The sequence below is a fragment of the Streptomyces sp. NPDC012835 genome (assembly GCF_042900885.1).
In the GTDB taxonomy this organism is placed as follows: domain Bacteria; phylum Actinomycetota; class Actinomycetes; order Streptomycetales; family Streptomycetaceae; genus Streptomyces.
This window is the reverse complement of record NZ_JBIBBW010000002.1, coordinates 547,068-566,635: the sequence shown is the minus strand read 5'-3', so window position 1 is coordinate 566,635 and position 19,568 is coordinate 547,068. Positions and strand designations below refer to the sequence as shown.

Below are 19,568 nucleotides of genomic sequence, written 5' to 3'. Positions count from 1 at the left end.
TGGCCGGGCGGTACCAGGGTCTCACCCGGCCGCGTCCTGGTCCGTACCATCGGTGGACCATCTTCCGTTTCTCACCGGAAGTCCGGAAGTCATGGCCATTAAGCCAAAACAGGGGTGACAGTCAGGCGAAGAGGGGGTTGCCTGAGTGTCGGCGGAGGGGCAGTGCGAGGCTCTATGCCCCAGGGACGGCGTTTTCGGGACGGAGGGTCGGCGCGGCGTGGCGAATGCAGAGCACAGCGTGCACGGCGGTGCGGCGGCGGGGACCGCGGGGGACGGGCTCGGGCGAGCCCGCGCGGTTCTCTGGCTGGTCGCCGCGGTGCTGGCGGTCAGACAGGCGGCGGCGGTGCTCCGGCTGCCGCCCGGTGAACGGCTCACCGATCTGGAGACCTGGATCGGTGACGACGGCGTCCTGCATGTGACGGGATCGCTCTACGACACCGGACAGTTCACCGGAACCCCGTTCGCCGGCCTCGTACTCAAACCGCTGGCACGCTCCGCCGAGCAGAGCCTCGGCATCGCGTGGACCTTCGGGACACTGCTGCTGGTCGTGGCCCTCGGCCTGGTCGCCGCGCGGGCGCTGCCCGGACAGGTGTCGCGCCGTACCCGGCTGCTGGCCGCGCCGGTCGCGATCAGCCTGCTCATGCTGTCCCTGCCGGTGCGCAACAGCTTCACCCTGGGGCAGACCAGCATCATCCCGGTACTGCTGGTGCTGCTGGGGTGTCTCGCCGTACGGAGCGAACGCGGCTCCGGGGTCCTCGTCGGGATCGGCGCCGCGCTCCAGCCCGCCATACTGATCTTCGCGCCGCTGCTCTGGCTGACCGGCCGCAGGAAGGCGGCCGTCACCTCGACGGCGACCTTCGCCGCCGGCACGGCGCTGACCTGGGCCGTGATGCCGGGCGACTCGTGGGCGTACTGGGTGCACCATGTGGCGGGCGCCGGACTCGGTGAACGCGCGGATTCGCTCGCCAACCAGTCCCTGCACGGCGCGCTGCTCCGGTTCGGGTTGCAGGGGCCGCTGGAGGTCGGGCTCGTCCTCGTCCTGGCCGCGACCGTCGTCGTCCTCGGCCTGCGCCGGGCCGCGCGCTACGCCGAGGACGGACAACTCCTGCTGGCGGTCGCGCTGACGGGCTGTGTGACGGTCGCCGTCGCGCCCACCGCCTGGCAGCACCAGCTGCTGTGGGTGCTGCTGGCCCTGGTGGGCCGGGTCGGCACCCGGGCCAGGGACCGGCTGGTGTGGCCGGCGGTGGTGATCCTCGTGATGACACTGCCCGGCAAGATGCTGCTGCCCAACATGAAGGCGCTGGCCCCGCTGCGGGAGAACCTGCCGCTGATCGCGGCGCTGGCGGCGGCCTGCGCGGTGCCGTTCCTGACGCGCGCCTCCCCGTACTTCGACAAGCCGGTCCCGACCGAGTACGCGCGGCCCGTGCCGTCGCGCTGGGGGCGGGTGCCGCTGCTCCCGTTCTGGAAGCGGCTGCTGAGCAGGCCCAATCTGTTGCTCGAACTGCTCGCCATCCGGGTCGGGTACTCCGTGTACTCCCACATCCGGCTGGTGGCCACCGGGGGCCGCGAGACGGCCGAGAGGCACGGCCGTCAGATCCACTCGATCGAGCAGGCGCTCGGGATCGACATCGAGCACTGGGTCAACCACGCGGTGGCCGACATCAACTGGGCCGAGAGCTTCTTCAACTTCTACTACACGTCGTTCCACTTCGTGATCCCGCTCACCGTCCTCGGTGTCCTGTACGTACGCCGCCCCGCCGACTACCGCTGGGCGCGCTCGTCGCTCGGCTTCGCCACGGTGCTGGCACTCGTCGGCTTCTGGTTCTACCCGCTGGCCCCGCCGAGGCTGATGCCGGGCCTGGGCTTCATCGACACCGTGCACGGCCCGCAGGACCTGACCAACCCGGACTACGGCGCGCTCACCGCGCTCACCAACCAGTACGCGGCGATGCCCTCGCTGCACTTCGGCTGGTCACTGTGGTGCGGCGTGGTCGTCGTGGTGCTCGCCCCCAAGCTGTGGATGAAGCTGCTCGGGCTGCTGCACCCCCTTTTCACGGTCTGCGCCATCGTCGCCACGGCCAACCACTGGGTGCTGGACGCGGTGGGCGGTGCCACGGTCGTCGCCGCCGGCTTCGGACTGACGTATCTGCTGGCGGGGCGGCGGGAGTTGCTGCCCCGGTCCGTCGTGCTCCCGGCCCCGGCGAAGCGGCGCGGCCCGCTCGTGGCGGCGGAGGGCCCCGGCCTGGACCAGCCCGAAAAGGGTCAGGAGATGAGCCTGAAGCCCTGAGCGCCCGGCTCCGCCCGCCAGCAGGGCGTCGCCGCCCCGCCCCCTCACGACCGGGCGGCCTTCCGCTACCGCCTGGCCTTCCTCCGGTGGCCCAGCAGGTAGCCGAGGCCGATTCCGCCGGTCAGCGCGATCCCGACGAGCCACAGGACGCCGCGCCCGTCGGCGCCGCCGAGCGGGCTCTCCGCGGCCGCCGTCGTGGCCGCCGCTCCGGTGGCCGGGCCCGTACCGGTGGCGGTGCCGGGTGCGGGAGCGGGGGCGATGTACTTCGGGGTGGGGCCCGTCTCGTTCAGCCGCTGGACGAGATCGATCCCGCCGAAGTTGCGCGGATCGGTGCCCGTCGCATGGGCGGCGAAGATCAACTGGGCGTACGCGGTCGGCCCGTTGGCCTGGGCCCAGGCGCCGCAGTTCTGCTTCAGCCACTCCAGCGCGACGCTCGCCCGGTCCCCGTGCCCGGAGGTGGTGAGCGCCACCACCGCGGCGGCCGTGGTCGCGAAGTCGGGCACCGGAGCGCTGTCCCCGCCGGCGTCCCCGTCCCCGCCCTCCGTGCCGGACGCCGCCGGGCGGTCGAGATGGCCGGTCCCGGCGAGCGCGGCGACCAGATACGAGGCCCCGTTGCGGGCGGCCCGCTCCGGCGGCAGGTCGGCGGCCGGGTCCGTCTCCGTCCCCTTCATGTTCTCGCAGACCGGCGCGGTGCCCGGCGCCACCGGTGAGGTCACCATCCGCTTGCCCACCCCGGCGAGCACGGCGGCGGCCGTCGCGCTGTCGTCGGCGGTCAGCCGGCCGGACCCGTCCGCCCGGTAGGCGAAGGCACCGGCGTCCGCGCCGGACGCCGTGCCGCACGGGATGGAGAGGCGCACCAGCGCGTCGAAGGCGTGCTTGCCCTCGGGGGACGGGGCGTTGTGCCGGGTACGGACGGAGCTGGGCCGTACCCCCGCCGCCGTCAGCCCGCCGATCACCAGTGAGGTGGAGGTCGCGTCACTGGGCGTGCCGGGGCGTCGGCCCCAGCCGCCGTCCTCGTTCTGCACGGAGCGGAGCCAGCTCATCGCGTGATCCATCGGGAGCTGCTGCTGGCCGAGCGAGGAGAGCGCCTGTATGGCGGCGGCGGTGGACCGGATGTCGACGGGCGTCTTCTCGTCGCACGGTACGGCCGGGTCGGCCCGGAAGGTGGGGAAGGCGCCGCTGGCGCACTGCTGGGACCTGAGCCAGATGACCGCCTGGTCGGCCGGACGCACCTGGGCGGCGGCCTGGCCGAGCATGGACAGCGACTGGCGCCACACGCCGTCCTTGGTCGGGTCCTTGTCGCCGTACAGGCCGGGGGGAATCACTATGGTCGCGGCGTCGGAGGCGGCGGATTCCTTCGCGGGGGCGCCGGAAGAAGGGGGAGCGGAGGGGCCCGTCCGCACGGCGGACGCCCCGGCGAGCTGGGTGCGCAGTGTGGTCGGTTCCGGAGCCGGAGACCTGTCACCCCCCGCCGTGGCGGCTGGAGCGAACGCCACGCAGAGCACGGCGGATGCGGCGAGCGCCGCGGTGCAGCGGCGAACGGTGGTCATGGCGGGCGGAGCCTCTCCTGCGGGAGCTGCGGTTCAGTGCCGTTCGGTACCGGCTTGCCGCGATACGGGCGATACGGGCATGAAGGCGGCCTCGCCCACTCTACCGGCCCCCACCCGGCCACCACTCGGGCCGGTGGCGGGGGAGGAGGGCGGGCCGGTGGCGGGGCCGCCGCTGAGGCAGGGCCGGTCGGTGATCACGGCGTACGGCAGCTTCGCGCCGGGCCGCGCCGGATGCCGCTCACGTCCCGCCGCTCCCGCCGCACCCACGGCTCTCACCGCTCCCGCCGCTCCCACGGCTTCCGGCGTCCGCACGCGCCCCTCGGCCACCGGCAACCAGGTTAAATCCGGCGAACAGTCGGGAAACATTGGGCCCTTGGCGTGCCCGCCCTCTTGTTGACGCCGTATCTACGCGCGTATCTTGAGCCGACTTTGAGCCTTCCCGCACCGTCTGCCCCCACCTCACGAGCGCCGGAACGCGCAGCAGAGCCAGCAGCACCGCGTCATACGTCACACGTCATACGTCACACGTCACACGTCACACGTCACACGGAACGCAGTACCACACCCGACGGAGAGAGCACCCGTGTCCCCATCCATACCCCCGGCCCTGCGCGGCAGACGCGCCCGGATCATCGCCATCACCCTCCCCGTAGGCATCGTCGGATCCCTTGTCGCGCTTCCGTTCACCGCGCAGGCGACCCCGTCCCCGGACGCGGTCGTCGCCGAGGTCTACGGCGGCGGCGGCAACTCCGGCGCCACCTTCACCCACGACTTCATCGAGCTGGGCAACGCGGGCGGCGGCTCCTTCGACCTCACCGGCTGGTCCGTCCAGTACCTGAGCGGCTCGCCCACCGCCACCACCAAGTGGTCGGTGACGCCGCTGGACGGCGCGATCCCCGCCGGCGGCAGCTACCTCGTCCAGGAGGCCAAGGGCGCCGGCGGCGACACCCCGCTGCCCACCCCGGACGCCACCGGCACCATCGCCATGTCGGCGAGCAGCGGCACCGTCGCGCTGGTCCACTCCACCACCGCGCTGACCTGCCTGACCGCCGAGGACTGCGCGGCGGACCCGGGCATCAAGGACCTGGTCGGCTTCGGCACCGCCGCCGTCAAGGAGACCTCGCCCGCCACCGGCGCCGACAACACCCACGCGGTGACCAGGAACGCCGCGCTCACCGACACGGACAACAACTCCGCCGACCTGAGCGGCGCCGCGCCCACCCCGCGCAACAGCGCCGGTACGGGCGAGGGCCCCGGCGGCGGCGAGCCGTCCCCGACGCCTTCGCCCACCGACACCACCCCCGGCGAGCTGCGCGTCCACGACATCCAGGGCGCCACCCGGATCTCCCCGTACGTGGGCGAGAGCGTCACCAACGTCCCCGGCGTGGTCACCGCCGTCCGCTCCACCGGCACGTCGCGCGGCTTCTGGATCCAGGACACGAAGCCGGACAAGAACCCCGCCACCAGCGAGGCCGTCTTCGTCTTCACCGGCTCCACCACCCCGCAGGTCAAGGTCGGCGACTCGGTCCTCGTCTCCGCCAAGGTCGTCGAGTACTACCCCGGCGGCCAGAGTTCGGGATCGCAGTCGGTCACCGAGCTGAGCGGTCCCACGACCACGGTGCTGTCCTCCGGCAACGAGCTGCCCGCGCCCGAGGTCGTCAACGCCAAGACGCTGCCCGAGACCTACGCCCCGAAGGCGAAGGGGCTCACTATCGAGCCGCTCGCCCTCAAGCCCGACAAGTTCGCCCTCGACTGGTTCGAGTCGCGCGAGGGCATGCTGCTCCAGATCGGCGACAGCAGGGTCGTGGGCGCCTCCAACTCGTACGGCGAGACCTGGGTCACCACCAAGCCCAAGCAGAACGCGACCCCGCGCGGCGGCACCGTCTACACCGGGTACTCCGACGTCAACTCGGGCCGTCTCAAGCTCATCTCGCTGACCGGCGACACGGTCACCGCCGATGTGGGCGACACGCTCACCGGCCCGAGCACCGGCGTGCTGGACTACTCTAACTACGGCGGCTACACCCTCCAGACGACCACCCTGGGCAAGGTCAAGTCCGGCGGTCTCAAGCCGGAGGTGGCGAAGAAGGGCAAGGACGACGAGCTGTCCGTCGCCACGTACAACGTCGAGAACCTCGCCCCGGGCAACGCGCAGGCCAAGTTCGACCGGCTCGCGGACGGCATCGTCACCAACCTCGCCGCCCCCGACGTGGTCAGCCTGGAGGAGATCCAGGACAACAACGGCAGCAAGGACGACGGTACGGTCGCGGCCGACCAGACCCTCGCCAAGTTCACCGCCGCCATCAAGGCCAAGGGCGGCCCCTCCTACGAGTGGCGCTCGATCGATCCGCAGGACAAGGCCGACGGCGGTGAGCCGGGCGGCAACATCCGCAACGTCTTCCTCTTCAACCCCAAGCGCGTCAGCTTCGTGGACCGTCCGGGCGGCGACGCCACCACGGCGGTCGAGGTCGTCACCTCCGGGAAGAAGGGCAGGACGGTCTCCCTGTCCGTCTCACCGGGCCGGATCAACCCGGCCTCGGACGCCTGGAAGAACAGCCGCAAGCCGCTCGTCGGCGAATTCGACTTCCGGGGCCAGCGGATCTTCGTCGTGGGCAACCACTTCAACTCCAAGGGCGGCGACCAGCCGACGCACGGCGTCAACCAGCCGCCGGTCCTCGGCTCCGAGACGCAGCGCCTGGCCCAGGCCAAGGAGGTCCGCGGCTTCGTCTCCGACCTGCTCGCCAAGGACAAGAAGGCCAAGATCGTCGTTCTCGGTGACCTGAACGACTACCAGTTCTCCACGCCCCTCACCACCCTCACCAAGGGCAAGGTCCTCACCGACCTGATCAGCACCCTGCCGAAGAACGAGCGCTACAGCTACGTCTACGACGGCAACTCGCAGACGCTCGACCACATCCTGGTCAGCCCGGCGATCAAGAAGCCCGGCTACGACGTCGTCCACATCAACGCCGAGTTCGCCGACCAGGCGAGCGACCACGACCCGCAGGTCGTGCGCGTCAAGTAACCCGCCGGGGCGGGCCCGTGGCGGGTGCGTACGTGTCGCGCGTACGCACCCGCCTCGCGGGCGTGACGGCGCCCGCCGGTCACGCCTCGCAGGGCGCCGTCAGATAGTCGAAGGTGCGCGTGACGTCCAGGACGCGCCGTACCGGCGGTGTGTAGAGCCGCAGGCACAGATCGCCGCCCGCCTTCCTGCTGGCCCGGCGCTGGCTGCGCAGGATGTTGAGCCCCGTGGAATCCATGAAGTGCACCTGGCTGAAGTCCAGCTCGACCCGGTGGTGCGCCAGCGGCGCGAGCGTGGCGAAGAGGTCGGGCCCCGTGTCGCAGTCGAGTTCGCCTCGGACCCTGACCAGCACGCGGTCACGGAGGGAGACGATCTCCACATGGAGGGGCTCGTACGACGGCGGCACGGAGATGGAACCTCACTCATCCGGTATTCAGTGGCGGGGTGGCTGTTTCACGAGCCAGTGCGACGACCGGGGCACGTTACCCCGTGCGATCCCGTGACGAGGTGTCAGGAACTGCGCGCCGTCGAGCAGCCCGGTCATTTCGGCCACTGCCCGCCGATCGCCCTCGTATGCCTTCCGGGCGTGTCGTTTCACCCACACGGTTCGGCGCGGTGCCGGCCGGTGCGTCCGGCTCAGCGCGGGACGGTCAGCTCGATCAGCCGGCAGGCCGTCGCGAGGTCCGTCCGCACCTCCTCGGCCGACGCCCGCCCGGCGAGCCGGCCGACCAGGACCGCGCGCCAGGTGTGCTCGACGACGCGGACGGCGGAGAGCTGCTGGGGGGTGGGGCCGTACGGGCCGACGGCGGGGCCCATGGCGTCCAGGATGATCGCCGTCGTGCGCCGCGACACCGACGCCACCTCGGCGCTCACGCCCCGGTCCGCGAAGGTCAGCGCGCGGAGCATCGCGTCCGCCAGACACGGGTCGCGCTGGAGCGCGCGGCAGGCGCGCAGCAAGGTCTCCCCGACGCGTTCGGCGGCGCTGCCGCCGCTCGGGGGCCGTTCGCGCAGGGTGGCGTGGAGCTGTTCGAGCCGGTCGAGCAGGGTGGCGACCAGCAGATGGATCTTGGAGGGGAAGTACCGGTAGAGCGTGCCGAGCGCGACCCCCGCCTCCTCGGCGACCTCGCGCATCTGCACCGCGTCGAAGCCGCCCCGGCGGGCCAGCCGAACGGTGGCGCGCAGGATGTCGAGGCGCCGCGCCTCCTGGCGCTCCGTCAGCGTGCCGGGCGGTGCGGGACCGGACACCGGAGATGACGCCGGATCGGCTTCCGCTGTCATCCCTCCGAGCCCCCTCGTGTCTCGACAGCATGGTAAGCGCGGGTGGTGGCGCGAATCACCTGATCGGACCGGTACGGCCTGGCTACCTGCCGGTAGATTCGAGGCGGTGGGCGTCCGTACTGGCCGGATCTCGTACCCGGCTACGGGCCGAGGGCCTCGGCGTACGAGAACTTGTTCTAGCTTGGCGCCAGCGGTTACGCTCCGTCGAAAACCCGAGAGCGCAGTGAGAAGGGGGCCGAGAGTGACCGCTGAGGCCATTGAGGCGGGCACCGAGCCAGAGCCCCGGGACGACGGCGATGACCGCCCTCTGCGTATCGCCCTGCTCAGCTACAAGGGGAACCCGTTCTGCGGCGGCCAGGGCGTCTATGTCCGCCACCTCTCCCGCGAACTCGCCCGGCTCGGCCACAGCGTCGAGGTCATCGGCGCCCAGCCCTACCCGGTGCTGGACGAGGGCGTCCCCCTCACCGAGCTGCCCAGCCTCGACCTCTACCGGCAGCCGGACCCCTTCAGGACCCCGAAGCGCGCCGAGTTCCGCGACTGGATCGACGCCGTCGAGGTCTCCACCATGTGGACCGGCGGCTTCCCCGAGCCGCTCACCTTCTCGCTCCGGGCCCGGCGCCATCTCGCCGCCCGCGCCGGGGAGTTCGATGTCGTCCACGACAACCAGACCCTGGGCTACGGACTGCTCGGCGACCTCGGCGCGCCCCTGGTCACCACCATCCACCACCCCATAACCGTCGACCGGGGCCTCGATCTCGCCGCCGCCACCGACTGGCGCGGACGCACCTCCGTGCGCCGCTGGTACGGCTTCACCCGGATGCAGAAGCGCGTGGCGCGGCGGCTGCCGTCCGTGCTCACCGTCTCCGGCTCCTCCAAGCAGGAGATCACCGACCATCTCGGGGTACGGGCCGACCGTATCGACGTCGTGCACATCGGCGCCGACACCGCGCTGTTCTCGCCGGACCCGGCCGTGCCCGAGGTCCCCGGCCGGATCGTCACGACCTCCAGCGCCGATGTCCCGCTCAAGGGGCTCGTCCATCTGGTGGAGGCCCTCGCCAAGCTCCGTACGGAACACCCCGCCGCGCATGTGGTCGTCGTCGGCAAGCGGGCCGAGGACGGCCCGGTCGCACAGGCTATCGAACGGTTTGGGCTGGACGGCGCCGTCCGGTTCGTCAAGGGCATCTCCGACGCCGAACTCGTCGACCTGGTCCGGAGCGCGCAGATCGCGTGCGTGCCGTCCCTGTACGAGGGGTTCTCGCTGCCCGCCGCCGAGGCGATGGCCACCGGGACCCCGCTCGTCGCCACCACCGGCGGCGCCATCCCGGAGGTCGCGGGCGCCGACGGCGAGACCTGCCTGGCCGTCCCGCCGGGCGACTCGGGCGCGCTGGCGGTGGCCCTCGGCCGGCTGCTCGGCGACCGGGAACTGCGCGCCCGGCTGGGCGCTGCGGGGCGCGAGCGGGTGCTGTCCCGCTTCACCTGGGCCAGGGCCGCGCGGGGGACCGCGGAGCTGTACCGGGAGGCGATCGCCCGGCAGCGCGGCCGGGGCCGTAACGTGGCGGCGGTCCGTGGGGGCGCTCGCTGATGCGGCGCCCGCCGTACCCGTACCCGTATGTCCTCCGCTCCCGTACCGCCTGTTCCACCCGCACCGCCCTTACCGCCTGTCTCACCCGCACCACCCGTACCCCCGACCGCGAAAGCAGGACGACCCTGTGCTGACCGTGGACTTCACCCGCTTCCCGCTCGCCGCGGGCGACCGCGTGCTCGATCTGGGGTGCGGCGCGGGCCGGCACGCCTTCGAGTGCTACCGGCGCGGTGCCCAGGTCGTGGCCCTCGACCGGAACGCCGAGGAGATCCGCGAGGTCGCCAAGTGGTTCGCGGCGATGAAGGCGGAGGGCGAGGCGCCGCCCGGGGCCACCGCCACCGCGATGGAGGGGGACGCGCTCCAGCTGCCGTTCCCCGACGAGTCGTTCGACGTGGTGATCATCTCCGAGGTGATGGAGCACATCCCGGACGACAAGGGCGTGCTCGCCGAGATGGTCCGGGTGCTGCGGCCCGGCGGCCGGATCGCTGTCACCGTGCCGAGGTACGGACCCGAGAAGGTGTGCTGGGCGCTCTCCGACGCGTACCACGAGGTCGAGGGCGGTCACATCCGGATCTACAAGGCCGACGAACTCCTCGGCCGGATGCGGCAGGCCGGGCTCAAGCCGTACGGCACCCACCACGCGCACGCCCTGCACGCGCCGTACTGGTGGCTGAAGTGCGCCTTCGGCGTGGACAACGACAAGGCGCTGCCCGTCCGGGCGTACCACAAGCTCCTGGTGTGGGACATCATGAAGAAGCCCCTCGCGACCCGGATCACCGAGCAGCTGCTCAACCCGGTCGTCGGCAAGAGCTTCGTGGCGTACGCGACCAAGCCGCACCTGCCAGCGACGGCCGCCTTCTCCGCTACCGGCACCGCCTCCGGTACGGACACCGCCTCCGGGACTGACGCCGAGTGACCCTGCCCCGGCGTGGCCCCGAAGCCACCGAACACCTCGTCCTGCCCGGTGTGCTGACCGCCGAGCAGGCCGCCGGGACGGTGGCGGCCCTGCTGGCCGTGCAGCGGCCCGACGGCTCGATCCCCTGGTTCCACGGCCACCATCTGGACCCCTGGGACCACACCGAGGCGGCCATGGCGCTGGACGCGGCGGGCGAGGACGAGGCGGCGGCGCGGGCGTACGCGTGGCTGGCCAGGACCCAGAACGAGGACGGCTCCTGGTACGCGGCGTACGCCGACAGCGGCCCGGCCCCGCAGGACGGACGCACCGCCGAAGCGGGCGCGGCCGTACCGGCCGACCGGTCCCGTGAGACCAACTTCTGCGCGTACGTGGCCGTGGGCGTCTGGCACCACTATCTCGCCACCGGCGACGACGGCTTCCTCGACCGGATGTGGCCCGTCGTGCACGCCGCGATGGAGTTCGTCCTCGAACTCCAGCAGCCCGGCGGCCAGATCGGCTGGAAGCGCGAGGCGGACGGCACCGCGGTCGACGACGCGCTGCTGACCGGGTGCTCCTCCGTGTACCAGGCGCTGCGCTGCGCGCTCGCCATCGCCGAGGAGCGCGAGGAACCGCAGCCCGACTGGGAGTTGGCGGCCGGCGCCCTCGCGCACGCGATCCGCTCGCACCCGGAGCGCTTCCTCGACAAGAGCCACTACTCGATGGACTGGTACTACCCCGTGCTCGGCGGCGCCCTCACCGGGGAGCCGGCCACGGCCCGGATCGCCGAGGGCTGGGACCGCTTCGTCGTCCCCGGGCTCGGTGTGCGCTGTGTGCTGCCCAACCCCTGGGTGACGGGCGGCGAGAGCTGCGAACTCGCCCTCGCCCTCTGGGTGATGGGCCAGTCGGACCGGGCGCTGGAGATCCTCCAGTCCATCCAGCACCTGCGCGCCGACGACGGCCTCTACTGGACGGGGTACGTCTTCGAGGGGCACGCCGCCTTCTGGCCGGAGGAGCGCACCAGCTGGACGGCGGGCTCGCTCCTGCTGGCGGTGGCCGCGCTGGGCGGGGACGAGGCGACCACCGCGGTGTTCAGCGGTGAACGCCTGCCCCTGGGCCTGGAACCGGACTGCTGCGGCTGACCGTGACGGCCCGCCCGGCCCCGCCGGGACCGGCCCGCGCGTCGGCGCCGCGACCGGCCCGCGCCCGACGCCGCGACCGGGCGGCCGTCACCGGTCAGATGCGGCGCAGCCGGTCGGCCAGACCGTGGCCGACGAGGAGATACACCACGGCGGCGAGACCGTACCCGCAGACCACACGGGCCCATGCCGTGTCGAAGGTGAACAGGTCGTAGGACCAGCCGGCGAGCCAGCGGGCGGCGCCCCGGACGAACTCCACGAGCTCGTTGGCGCGGTTGGCGTCCAGCAGGTACATGAGGATCCAGAGGACCAGGATGAAGGCCATGACGTCCGCTATCACGACGATGAGGGTCGCCGCTGCGGAGCTGCTTCCACTGCGATGGCGTGAGGACATGGCGAACGTGTTGCCGGTTGTGAGCAAGTGAAACCCGGACGGCCCCGCCCGTGTGGCGGCGGCGCGGGCAGCGGGTGACGCTGCTGGCAGTCTGCCAAGGAGGTCGGTTGTGCCCACCCAAGCCAACACCGGCATATCCGTCGGTCATCCAGGTCACCGTTCCGCTCACGCCGCTCACGCCCCCGGACGAAGTCCCGCCGGCGGTTCCGCCCGAGGCCACGGCCCGCTGCGCCGCGGCCTCGTGGCCCTGGTGCTGTCCTGCGCCCTGCTGGTGTCGACGGCCGCGTGCGGAAGCTCCGGCAAGGCCGCCCCGCCACGCGGCGCTGCGCAGGTCGCCGACGTGGTGGCCGCCTCGCCCACCGGCTCCGCCGAGAAGCAGAAGTTCGCCAAGACCCGCTTCGTCACCAACGCGGGGCTCGCGGCCGGGGCCACGTACCAGTGGATCGTCAAGCCGTACCGGGCGGGCAAGTTCAAGAAAGGCGCGAAGGGGCGGAAGCTGACCCTGGTCAAGGCGGGTCTGGCCGGCGCCTTCACCTACAACCGGCTCAAGGCGGCGAGCCACAACGCCAAGGGCGACCCGCTGCTCTCCAAGGCCGTGGCCCCGCTGACGGCCGGGATCGCCTCGCTGAAGGGGCTCGCCACGAAGCTCCGCAAGGGCGATGTGAGCGACGCGGACATCAACAAGTTCCAGAAGAACATCACCGGCATCAAGGGCGCCGGAAGCAGCGCGGGCGCGGACGTGAAGGACAAGGTGCCCTCGCTCTCCGACCTCCGGAGCGGCGCCGGGTAAGGCACGGTCCCGGCGCGGAAACGGCGAACGGCCCCCGCGTACGGGGGCCGTTCGGGTACGACGCGCCAGGCGCCGGGGGGTCGGCGGTTCAGCCGCGCTGTATCCCCGAGGTGTCCTGGAGGACGCCGCGCCGGCCGTCCTGCGTCTGGGCCACCAGACCGGGGCCGCGCTGCTCGACCGCCAGATACCAGGTACCGGGCGTCAGTTCGGCGATCGGGGCCGGCGAACCGTCCTCGCCGAACAGCGGGCGGGCCACCGGGACCGCGAACCAGAACGGCGAGAAGTCGCCCGCCGGGGCCGCCGCCGGGGCGGCGTCCGCGTTCGGCTGCGCCTGGGCGGGCTGGCCGCCGCCGAACGACTGCTGCTGGCCGGGGACGGGCTGCTGCGTACCGTACGGCTGGGCCTGGCCCTGCGCGCCGTAGGGCTGCGGGCCGCCCGGGTAGCCGTAACCCGGCTGTCCGCCGGGCTGTGCCCCGTACGGCTGCGGCGCCGCCGGCTTGGGCGCGCCGATGAGGGCGACCTTCAGCGGCGGCAGCAGCGGCGTGGCCACGGCGCCGCCCGCGAGCACGGCAGCGCCGAGGAAGCCGAGAATCTGACCGCTGCCCGCCTTGCCGTCACCGAGCAGGTACCAGAGGGACGTCCACGCGGCGAAGATCGCCAGAGCGGTGCCGAACTGTCCGAGGTCCAGCCCCGCGAGTTTCCGCGGCTGCGGCAGCGCGCGGGCGGTGATGATCAGCGCCGCGGCTATGACCCCGGCCAGGTGGACGCTCATCACGACACCCAGCAGGTCCCAAGCCTTCACGCCATTGCTGTAGCCCGTGTCGTAGAAATTGAGGAACGAGGCGATGAACAGCAGCACCGCTGCTCCGATCACCACGCCGTCACCTCTCGTGAGGGAGCGGATGTTCACGTGAGAAATCCTTCGTCGGTCGTCTTTCGGGCGGTCGTCGCTGCCACTGCTGAGGCGGTGCACGGTGCGAAGCTCGGGGGCGGCTCCTTATCGTACGGATGAATCTATCGTCTGTTCGATGCGGGCGTCCGCCGAGTATCACACCCGGTTATCAGGCCGTTACGCGGGGCGCCGACCGGCCCCGAGCGCCCGTCCGGCAGGCGTCCGGCGGGCGCTCGGTGAGTCCGGTACGCGGATTCACTTCTCCAGGAATCCGCTGATGCCGTCCGCCAGTCCCCGCGCCGCTTTCTGCCGCCATTTCGCGTCGGTAAGCAGGCCCTCGTCCACCGAATCACGCATGTTGCCGCATTCGATGAAGACCTTGGGAACGGTCGACAGATTCAGTCCGCCGAGATCGTCGCGGACATCCAGGCCGGTACCTTCACCGAGGTAGTTGGCGGGAGCGCTGCCGGTCTCGCGCGCGAAATTCCCCACGATACGTTCACCAAGTTCACGCGAGGGCCCCACGATGCGGGAGGTGTCCGCGTCGCCGCCTTTGACCAGGGCGGGAAGAATCACGTGGAAGCCGCGGTTGCCGGGCGCGGAGCCGTCCGCGTGGACGGAGACGACGGCGTCGGCCTTCGCCTTGTTGCCGATCCGGGCGCGCTCGTCGACGCAGGGGCCGTACGGGCGGTCGTCGTCATGGGTGAAGGTGACGGTCGCGCCCCGCTCGCTCAGCAGAGCGCGCAGCCGGTGGGCGACATCGAGGGTGAACTCGGCCTCCGGATAACCGGCGTCGGTGGAGGTGCCGGTGGTGTCGCACTCCTTGCTGACCGTGCCGATGTCGACCTTCTCGTTGATCTCGGCCGGGTGGTCCCGGTTGCGGGGGTTGTGGCCGGGGTCGATGACGACGACCTTGCCGGCGAGCGGCCCCGCAGGACCGGTGGGCTCCGGGGCACCGGCCGGGTCCCCGGAGCCGGGAGCCGACCCGGTCGGGTCGCCGCCGCCGGGAGCGTCGTCGGCACGGGCGGAGGCGGCGGCCGACGCGGCGGCGGAAGCGGAGGCCGACGCGGCCGACCCGGCCGCCGCCGTCCGGGGACCATCGCCGTCCGGGCCGCTCACGCCCTGCCAGATGAGCCATCCGGCCAGGGCGGTGGGCACCAGCGCGGCGGTCGCGAGGGTGAGACGGTTCCGGCCGGGAAAGCGGCGGACGGGCTGCGGGCTCTCGTCGTACGACACCGTCGAGATGGTAGTGGCCGCGGTCAGATTCCCGGCGAGACACGGCGCAGGACGCGCAGCGAGTCGGTCACCGGCAGCTCGGCGAAGGCGCCGGAGGCGAGCGCGCGCAGATAGACGCCGTAAGGAGCGCGACCGCCGTCCGCCGGATCGGGGAAGACGTCGTGGATCACCAGCAGCCCGCCCTCGGCGAGCAGCGGTACCCATCCCTCGTAATCCGCGTTGGCGTGCTCCTCGGTATGGCCGCCGTCGATGAAGACGAGCCCGAACCGGCCGCCCCACACCCGCGCGACCTGCGGCGACCGGCCGACGACCGCGATCACGTGATCCTCCAGACCGGCCCGGCGCAGGGTGCGCCGGAAGGTGGGGAGGGTGTCCATCAACCCGCTCTCCGGGTCGACCAGGGCCGGATCGTGGTACTCCCACCCGGCCTGCTGCTCCTCGCTCCCGCGATGGTGGTCCACCGTGACCGCCACCGTCCCCGCGTCCCGCGCGGCGGCCGCGAGCAGCAGCGCGGAGCGCCCGCAGTACGTGCCGATCTCCAGCAGCGGCAGCCCCAGCGCGCCCGCCTCGGCCGCCGCGCCGTACAGGGCGAGCCCTTCGTGGACGGGCATGAACCCCTTGGCGGCCTCGAAGGCGGCGAGGACATCGGGCGCGGGGGCGGGCGTGCCGCCGGTCCGGGGCGCTTCTCCGGTCCGGGTCGCACCGCTGGTGCGCGGCTCGCTGCCGTTGTCGGGCTCGGCGGGCATGGGCGCGCTCCTCGCGGGTCGGTCTGCTGGTGCGGAAGTGGCGGGTGGGGCGTGCCCATGCTGCCGTACGCCCCCGGCCGTGTGTGTGCCGGGGGCGCACGCCCTCGTACGGGTCCCCACGGGCGCCTCGGTCAGCCCGTGACCGCCGTGTCCCGCTCCCACGCTCCGCGCATCAGCACCAGATCCACGTCGACCGGCAGCCCGTTCCCCGGATACTCCGCCGGGCACGCCTGGGGCCCGAAGCCGCTCGCCGTCCCGGCCAGCACGTACGGTCCCGGGCCCGGCGGCAGCAGCGTGTACCGGCCGTCCTCGTCCGCGATGGTGAGACCGGCCTGCCGGCCCCGGCGGTCGATCAGCGTGACGTTCGCCCGCGCCACCGGCGTACCGTCCGCGTCCAGCACCCGGCCGCGGAATCCGCCCGACCCGGCGACCAGCGTCGCCCGCGGCGCGGGCTCCTCGCTCCCGGCGAGCGGCTGGGCCCGGCCCGCGCCCGCCGTGTTCCGCGACGGCAGGAACGCCGCCAGCACCAGACCGACGAGTACCGCGCCCGTGGCGATACCGAACGAGATGCGGAAGCCGTTCATGGTGGGCACCGCCACCCCGCCCGCCTGCGTCGAGGTGTGCGCCAGCACCATGCCGATGACGGCGCTCGACACCGACGTGCCGATGGAGCGCATCAGGGTGTTGAGCCCGTTGGCCGCGCCGGTCTCCGACGGGTCGACCGCGCCGATGATCAGGGCGGGAAGCGAGGAGTAGGCGAGCCCGATACCGGCGCCCACGACCACCGCGATGATGATCGTCTGCCACACCTGGTTCATCAGCCCGAGTCCCGCCCCGTACCCGATGCCGATGATCAGCAGGCCGAGTATCAGGGAGACCTTGGGGCCGCGCCGGGCGGCGATCCGGGCGTAGACCGGCGCGGTGAACATCATCGTGAGACCGAGCGGTGCCACGCACAGCCCGGCCAGCACCATGGACTGCCCGAGGCCGTAACCGGTCGCCTCGGGCAACTGAAGCAGCTGCGGCAGCACCAGCGAGATCGCGTAGAAGGCGACACCGACCATGATCGAGGCGAGGTTGGTGAGCAGCACCTCACGCCGTGCCGTGGTGCGCAGATTGACCAGCGGGGCGGAGCTGCGCAGCTCCATCAGCCCCCACAGCAGCAGGATGACCACCGCCAGGACGAACAGCCCGATCGTGGTGGGTGACGCCCAGCCCCAGTCGCTGCCCTTGGTGATCGGCAGCAGCAGGGCGACCAGTCCCGCGGAGAGCCCGATCGCGCCGAGCCAGTCGAAGGTGCCGCCGGCCCGTACCGAGGATTCCGGTACGAAGAAGACGGCGAGCAGCATCGACACCACACCGAGTCCGGCGGCGCCGAAGAAGAGCGCGTGCCAGTCGGCGTTCTGGGCGATCAGCCCGGCGGCGGGCAGGGCGAGTCCGCCGCCCACGCCGATGGACGAACTCATCAGCGCCATCGCCGAACCGAGCTTCTCGCGCGGCAGTTCGTCGCGCATGATGCCGATGCCGAGGGGTATCGCGCCCATGGCGAAGCCCTGGAGGGCCCGGCCGGCGATCATGACGACCAGATCGTCCGTGAACGCGCAGACGAGCGAGCCGACCACCATGACGGCGAGGCTGGCGAGCAGCATCCGCCGCTTGCCGAAGAGGTCGCCGAGCCGCCCCATGATCGGGGTGGCCACCGCGCCGGCCAGCAGCGTCGCGGTCATGACCCAGGTGGCGTTGGCGGGCGCCGTGCCGAGCAGGGTCGGCAGGTCCTTGATGACGGGAACGAGCAGGGTCTGCATCACCGCGACGGCGATGCCCGCGAAGGCCAGTACGGGGACGATGCCCCCGGTCCTACGGGCCTGCGGATCCGGGGGAAGCGTCCCGGCTTGCTGATCGGTCGTCGTCTGCGGCATTCGTGCGGCCTCCGGGAAGGGAGTGGGGGACGGGGAACGGGCCGGGCACACGACGGACGGCCCGGCGCCCGCGCCCGTGACCAGGCGCGGGACACCCGACCGTCAAGTCGTTGCCCTATGAAACCTTCTAGCTCAACCCGCCATGGTGCCGCCCTATTCCGACGAACGCGTTACGAACAGATTCCGTCATCTTCGACCGAATCCCGTCTGTCCTCGGCGGTATGTGTTCAGGCGGCGTCCCCGAGCGCTCACGCGTTGCCGGCGCGAAACCCTGTCCGAAACCGGATGTACGGACCGGGCGGCGGCTGCGACCATGACGGCCATGGTCCGAGCCCCGGCGGAATCGTCCCCCGTCCACATAGCCGCGCCCACCAGGGCCCCCCGCACCTGGGCGGTGGTCCTCATCGCCTGCGCGGGGCAGTTCCTCGTCGTCCTCGACGTCTCCGTGGTCAATGTCGCGCTGCCCTCGATGCGCGCGGACCTGGGGCTCTCCGCCACCGGCCTGCAATGGGTGCTCAACGCCTACTCGATCGCCTTCGCCGGCTTCATGCTGCTGGGCGGCCGGGCGGCGGACCTCTTCGGCCGGAAACGGATGTTCCTGACGGGACTCGCGGTGTTCACGCTGGCGTCGCTCGCCGGCGGACTCGCCCAGGAGGGCGGGCAGTTGCTCGCCGCCCGCGCCGTCCAGGGCCTGGGCGCCGCCGTACTCGCCCCCGCGACGCTCACCCTCCTGACGGCCGCCGTACCGGCCGGGCCCGCCAGGAACCGCGCCATCGGCACCTGGGCGGCGGTCGGCGCGGGCGGCGGCGCGGCGGGCGGGCTGGTCGGCGGGGTGCTCACCGATCTGCTCTCCTGGCGCTGGGTACTGCTGATCAACGTGCCCGTCGGCGCGCTGGTGCTGGCCGGCGCCGCGATCCTGCTGACCGAGAGCCGCACGGACCGGGTCCGCCGCCTCGACCTGCCGGGCGCGGTGCTGGTCACGGCCGGCCTCGCCCTGGCCGCCTACGGCATCGTCCAGACCGAGGTACGGGGCTGGGACGCGCCCGCGACGCTGCTGCCGCTGGCCGGGGGAGTGGCGCTCCTCGCGCTCTTCACGCTGGTGGAGGCGCGGTCGGCGGTGCCGCTGATGCCGCTGGGACTGTTCCGGGTGCGGGCGGTCGCCTCGGCCAACGCGGCGATGTTCATCTGTGGTTCGGCGTCCTTCTCGACCTGGTTCTTCATGACGGTGTACGCCCAGAACGTGCTGGGCTACACCCCGCTGGAGGCCGGTCTCGCGCTGGTGCCCAGCTCCCTGAGCATCGTGCTCGGCGCGAAGCTGGCGCCCCGGATGATGGCGCGGACCGGCGCCCGCGGCCTCGCCGTGGTCGGGGCGCTGGTGGCGGCGTGCGGGTTCGGCTGGCAGTCCATGATGACCGCCGACGGGACGTACCTCTCGGCCGTACTCGGCCCCGGTGTCCTGATGATGGCGGGCCTCGGCATGGCCACCACCCCACTGGCGGCCCTCGCCACCACGGGCGCGGCGCCCGGCGACGCGGGCCTGGTCTCCGGCCTCGTCAACACCTCACGCACCATGGGCGGCGCCCTCGGCCTGGCGGTCCTCTCCACGGTCGCGGCCTCCCGCACCGCGGGCGGCACCACCCCGGAAGCCCTGACCCGTGGCTACGCGCTGGCCTTCGGCACGGGCGCAGGGGTGCTGCTGGCGGCGGTACCGGTGATGCTGCTGTGGCTCCCGCGCTCGACGACGGAGCAGTAGCCCCGGCAGAGCCGCGCCGGACGCGCGGAGGCCGCCGCGGGATCGCCGCGGCGGCCTCCTTCTCGCTGTCGGCCCGTCAGGACGCGCT

At 72.4% G+C, this 19,568-nt stretch carries 15 protein-coding genes; 7 read left to right on the top strand and 8 right to left on the bottom strand.

Translation table 11 applies throughout. The annotated features are described in order from the left end of the window. Window positions 1-217: 217 nt before the first annotated feature. On the top strand, window positions 218-2,287 hold the full coding sequence (locus ACFY6S_RS10005) for a bifunctional glycosyltransferase 87/phosphatase PAP2 family protein (RefSeq protein ID WP_388821211.1): 2,070 nt from the start codon (window positions 218-220) through the stop codon (window positions 2,285-2,287). A 65-nt stretch (window positions 2,288-2,352) separates the two neighbouring features. Here ACFY6S_RS10005 and ACFY6S_RS10000 read toward each other — a convergent pair whose 3' ends face one another. Further along, window positions 2,353-3,837, bottom strand: a complete 1,485-nt coding sequence (locus ACFY6S_RS10000) for a prenyltransferase/squalene oxidase repeat-containing protein (protein ID WP_388821209.1) — start codon at window positions 3,835-3,837, stop codon at window positions 2,353-2,355. Window positions 3,838-4,444: 607 nt separating this feature from the next. Here ACFY6S_RS10000 and ACFY6S_RS09995 point away from each other — a divergent pair. After that, on the top strand, window positions 4,445-6,862 hold the full coding sequence (locus ACFY6S_RS09995) for an endonuclease/exonuclease/phosphatase family protein (protein WP_388821612.1): 2,418 nt from the start codon (window positions 4,445-4,447) through the stop codon (window positions 6,860-6,862). A 79-nt stretch (window positions 6,863-6,941) separates the two neighbouring features. On the opposite strand, the gene ACFY6S_RS09990 is transcribed toward ACFY6S_RS09995, so the two are convergent. Together ACFY6S_RS09990 and ACFY6S_RS09985 are read right to left on the bottom strand one after the other, a co-directional pair. Beyond that, a complete protein-coding gene (locus tag ACFY6S_RS09990) occupies window positions 6,942-7,265 on the bottom strand; it encodes an STAS domain-containing protein (RefSeq protein ID WP_388821207.1) in 324 nt (107 codons plus the stop codon). A 230-nt stretch (window positions 7,266-7,495) separates the two neighbouring features. Continuing rightward, window positions 7,496-8,137, bottom strand: a complete 642-nt coding sequence (locus ACFY6S_RS09985; protein WP_388821205.1) for a TetR family transcriptional regulator — start codon at window positions 8,135-8,137, stop codon at window positions 7,496-7,498. A 241-nt stretch (window positions 8,138-8,378) separates the two neighbouring features. On the opposite strand from ACFY6S_RS09985, the gene ACFY6S_RS09980 reads away from it, so the two are divergent. The 3 genes from ACFY6S_RS09980 (at window position 8,379) to ACFY6S_RS09970 (ending at window position 11,753) form a co-directional block, all read left to right on the top strand. Continuing rightward, on the top strand, window positions 8,379-9,719 hold the full coding sequence (locus ACFY6S_RS09980; protein WP_388821202.1) for a glycosyltransferase family 4 protein: 1,341 nt from the start codon (window positions 8,379-8,381) through the stop codon (window positions 9,717-9,719). 127 nt (window positions 9,720-9,846) lie between these two features. Further along, window positions 9,847-10,635, top strand: coding sequence for a methyltransferase domain-containing protein (locus ACFY6S_RS09975; protein ID WP_388821199.1), 789 nt, complete (start codon window positions 9,847-9,849; stop codon window positions 10,633-10,635). Window positions 10,636-10,637: 2 nt separating this feature from the next. Beyond that, window positions 10,638-11,753, top strand: coding sequence for a prenyltransferase (locus ACFY6S_RS09970; RefSeq protein WP_388821609.1), 1,116 nt, complete (start codon window positions 10,638-10,640; stop codon window positions 11,751-11,753). A gap of 94 nt (window positions 11,754-11,847) precedes the next feature. Here ACFY6S_RS09970 and ACFY6S_RS09965 read toward each other — a convergent pair whose 3' ends face one another. Then, a complete protein-coding gene (locus ACFY6S_RS09965; RefSeq protein WP_388821196.1) occupies window positions 11,848-12,144 on the bottom strand; it encodes a hypothetical protein in 297 nt (98 codons plus the stop codon). 226 nt (window positions 12,145-12,370) lie between these two features. Here ACFY6S_RS09965 and ACFY6S_RS09960 point away from each other — a divergent pair, with 226 nt between their 5' ends. Beyond that, entirely contained in the window at window positions 12,371-12,934 is a 564-nt protein-coding gene (locus ACFY6S_RS09960; RefSeq protein WP_388821606.1) for a hypothetical protein, read from the top strand. A gap of 88 nt (window positions 12,935-13,022) precedes the next feature. Here the strand turns inward: ACFY6S_RS09960 and ACFY6S_RS09955 are convergent, their stop codons facing one another. The 4 genes from ACFY6S_RS09955 to ACFY6S_RS09940 form a co-directional block, all read right to left on the bottom strand. Beyond that, on the bottom strand, window positions 13,023-13,844 hold the full coding sequence (locus ACFY6S_RS09955) for a hypothetical protein (RefSeq protein ID WP_388821193.1): 822 nt from the start codon (window positions 13,842-13,844) through the stop codon (window positions 13,023-13,025). Between the two features lie 237 nt (window positions 13,845-14,081). Beyond that, complete coding sequence (locus ACFY6S_RS09950; RefSeq protein WP_388821603.1) at window positions 14,082-15,071, bottom strand: N-acetylmuramoyl-L-alanine amidase; 990 nt, start codon at window positions 15,069-15,071, stop codon at window positions 14,082-14,084. A 14-nt stretch (window positions 15,072-15,085) separates the two neighbouring features. Further along, complete coding sequence (locus tag ACFY6S_RS09945; protein ID WP_388821600.1) at window positions 15,086-15,673, bottom strand: class I SAM-dependent methyltransferase; 588 nt, start codon at window positions 15,671-15,673, stop codon at window positions 15,086-15,088. A gap of 266 nt (window positions 15,674-15,939) precedes the next feature. Further along, window positions 15,940-17,727 (bottom strand): MFS transporter, encoded by a 1,788-nt coding sequence (locus tag ACFY6S_RS09940; RefSeq protein WP_388821190.1) that lies wholly within the window; start codon window positions 17,725-17,727, stop codon window positions 15,940-15,942. A gap of 313 nt (window positions 17,728-18,040) precedes the next feature. On the opposite strand from ACFY6S_RS09940, the gene ACFY6S_RS09935 reads away from it, so the two are divergent. Then, window positions 18,041-19,480: an MFS transporter gene (locus tag ACFY6S_RS09935; protein ID WP_388821187.1), complete on the top strand. Its 1,440-nt coding sequence runs from the start codon at window positions 18,041-18,043 to the stop codon at window positions 19,478-19,480. Window positions 19,481-19,568 lie beyond the last annotated feature (88 nt).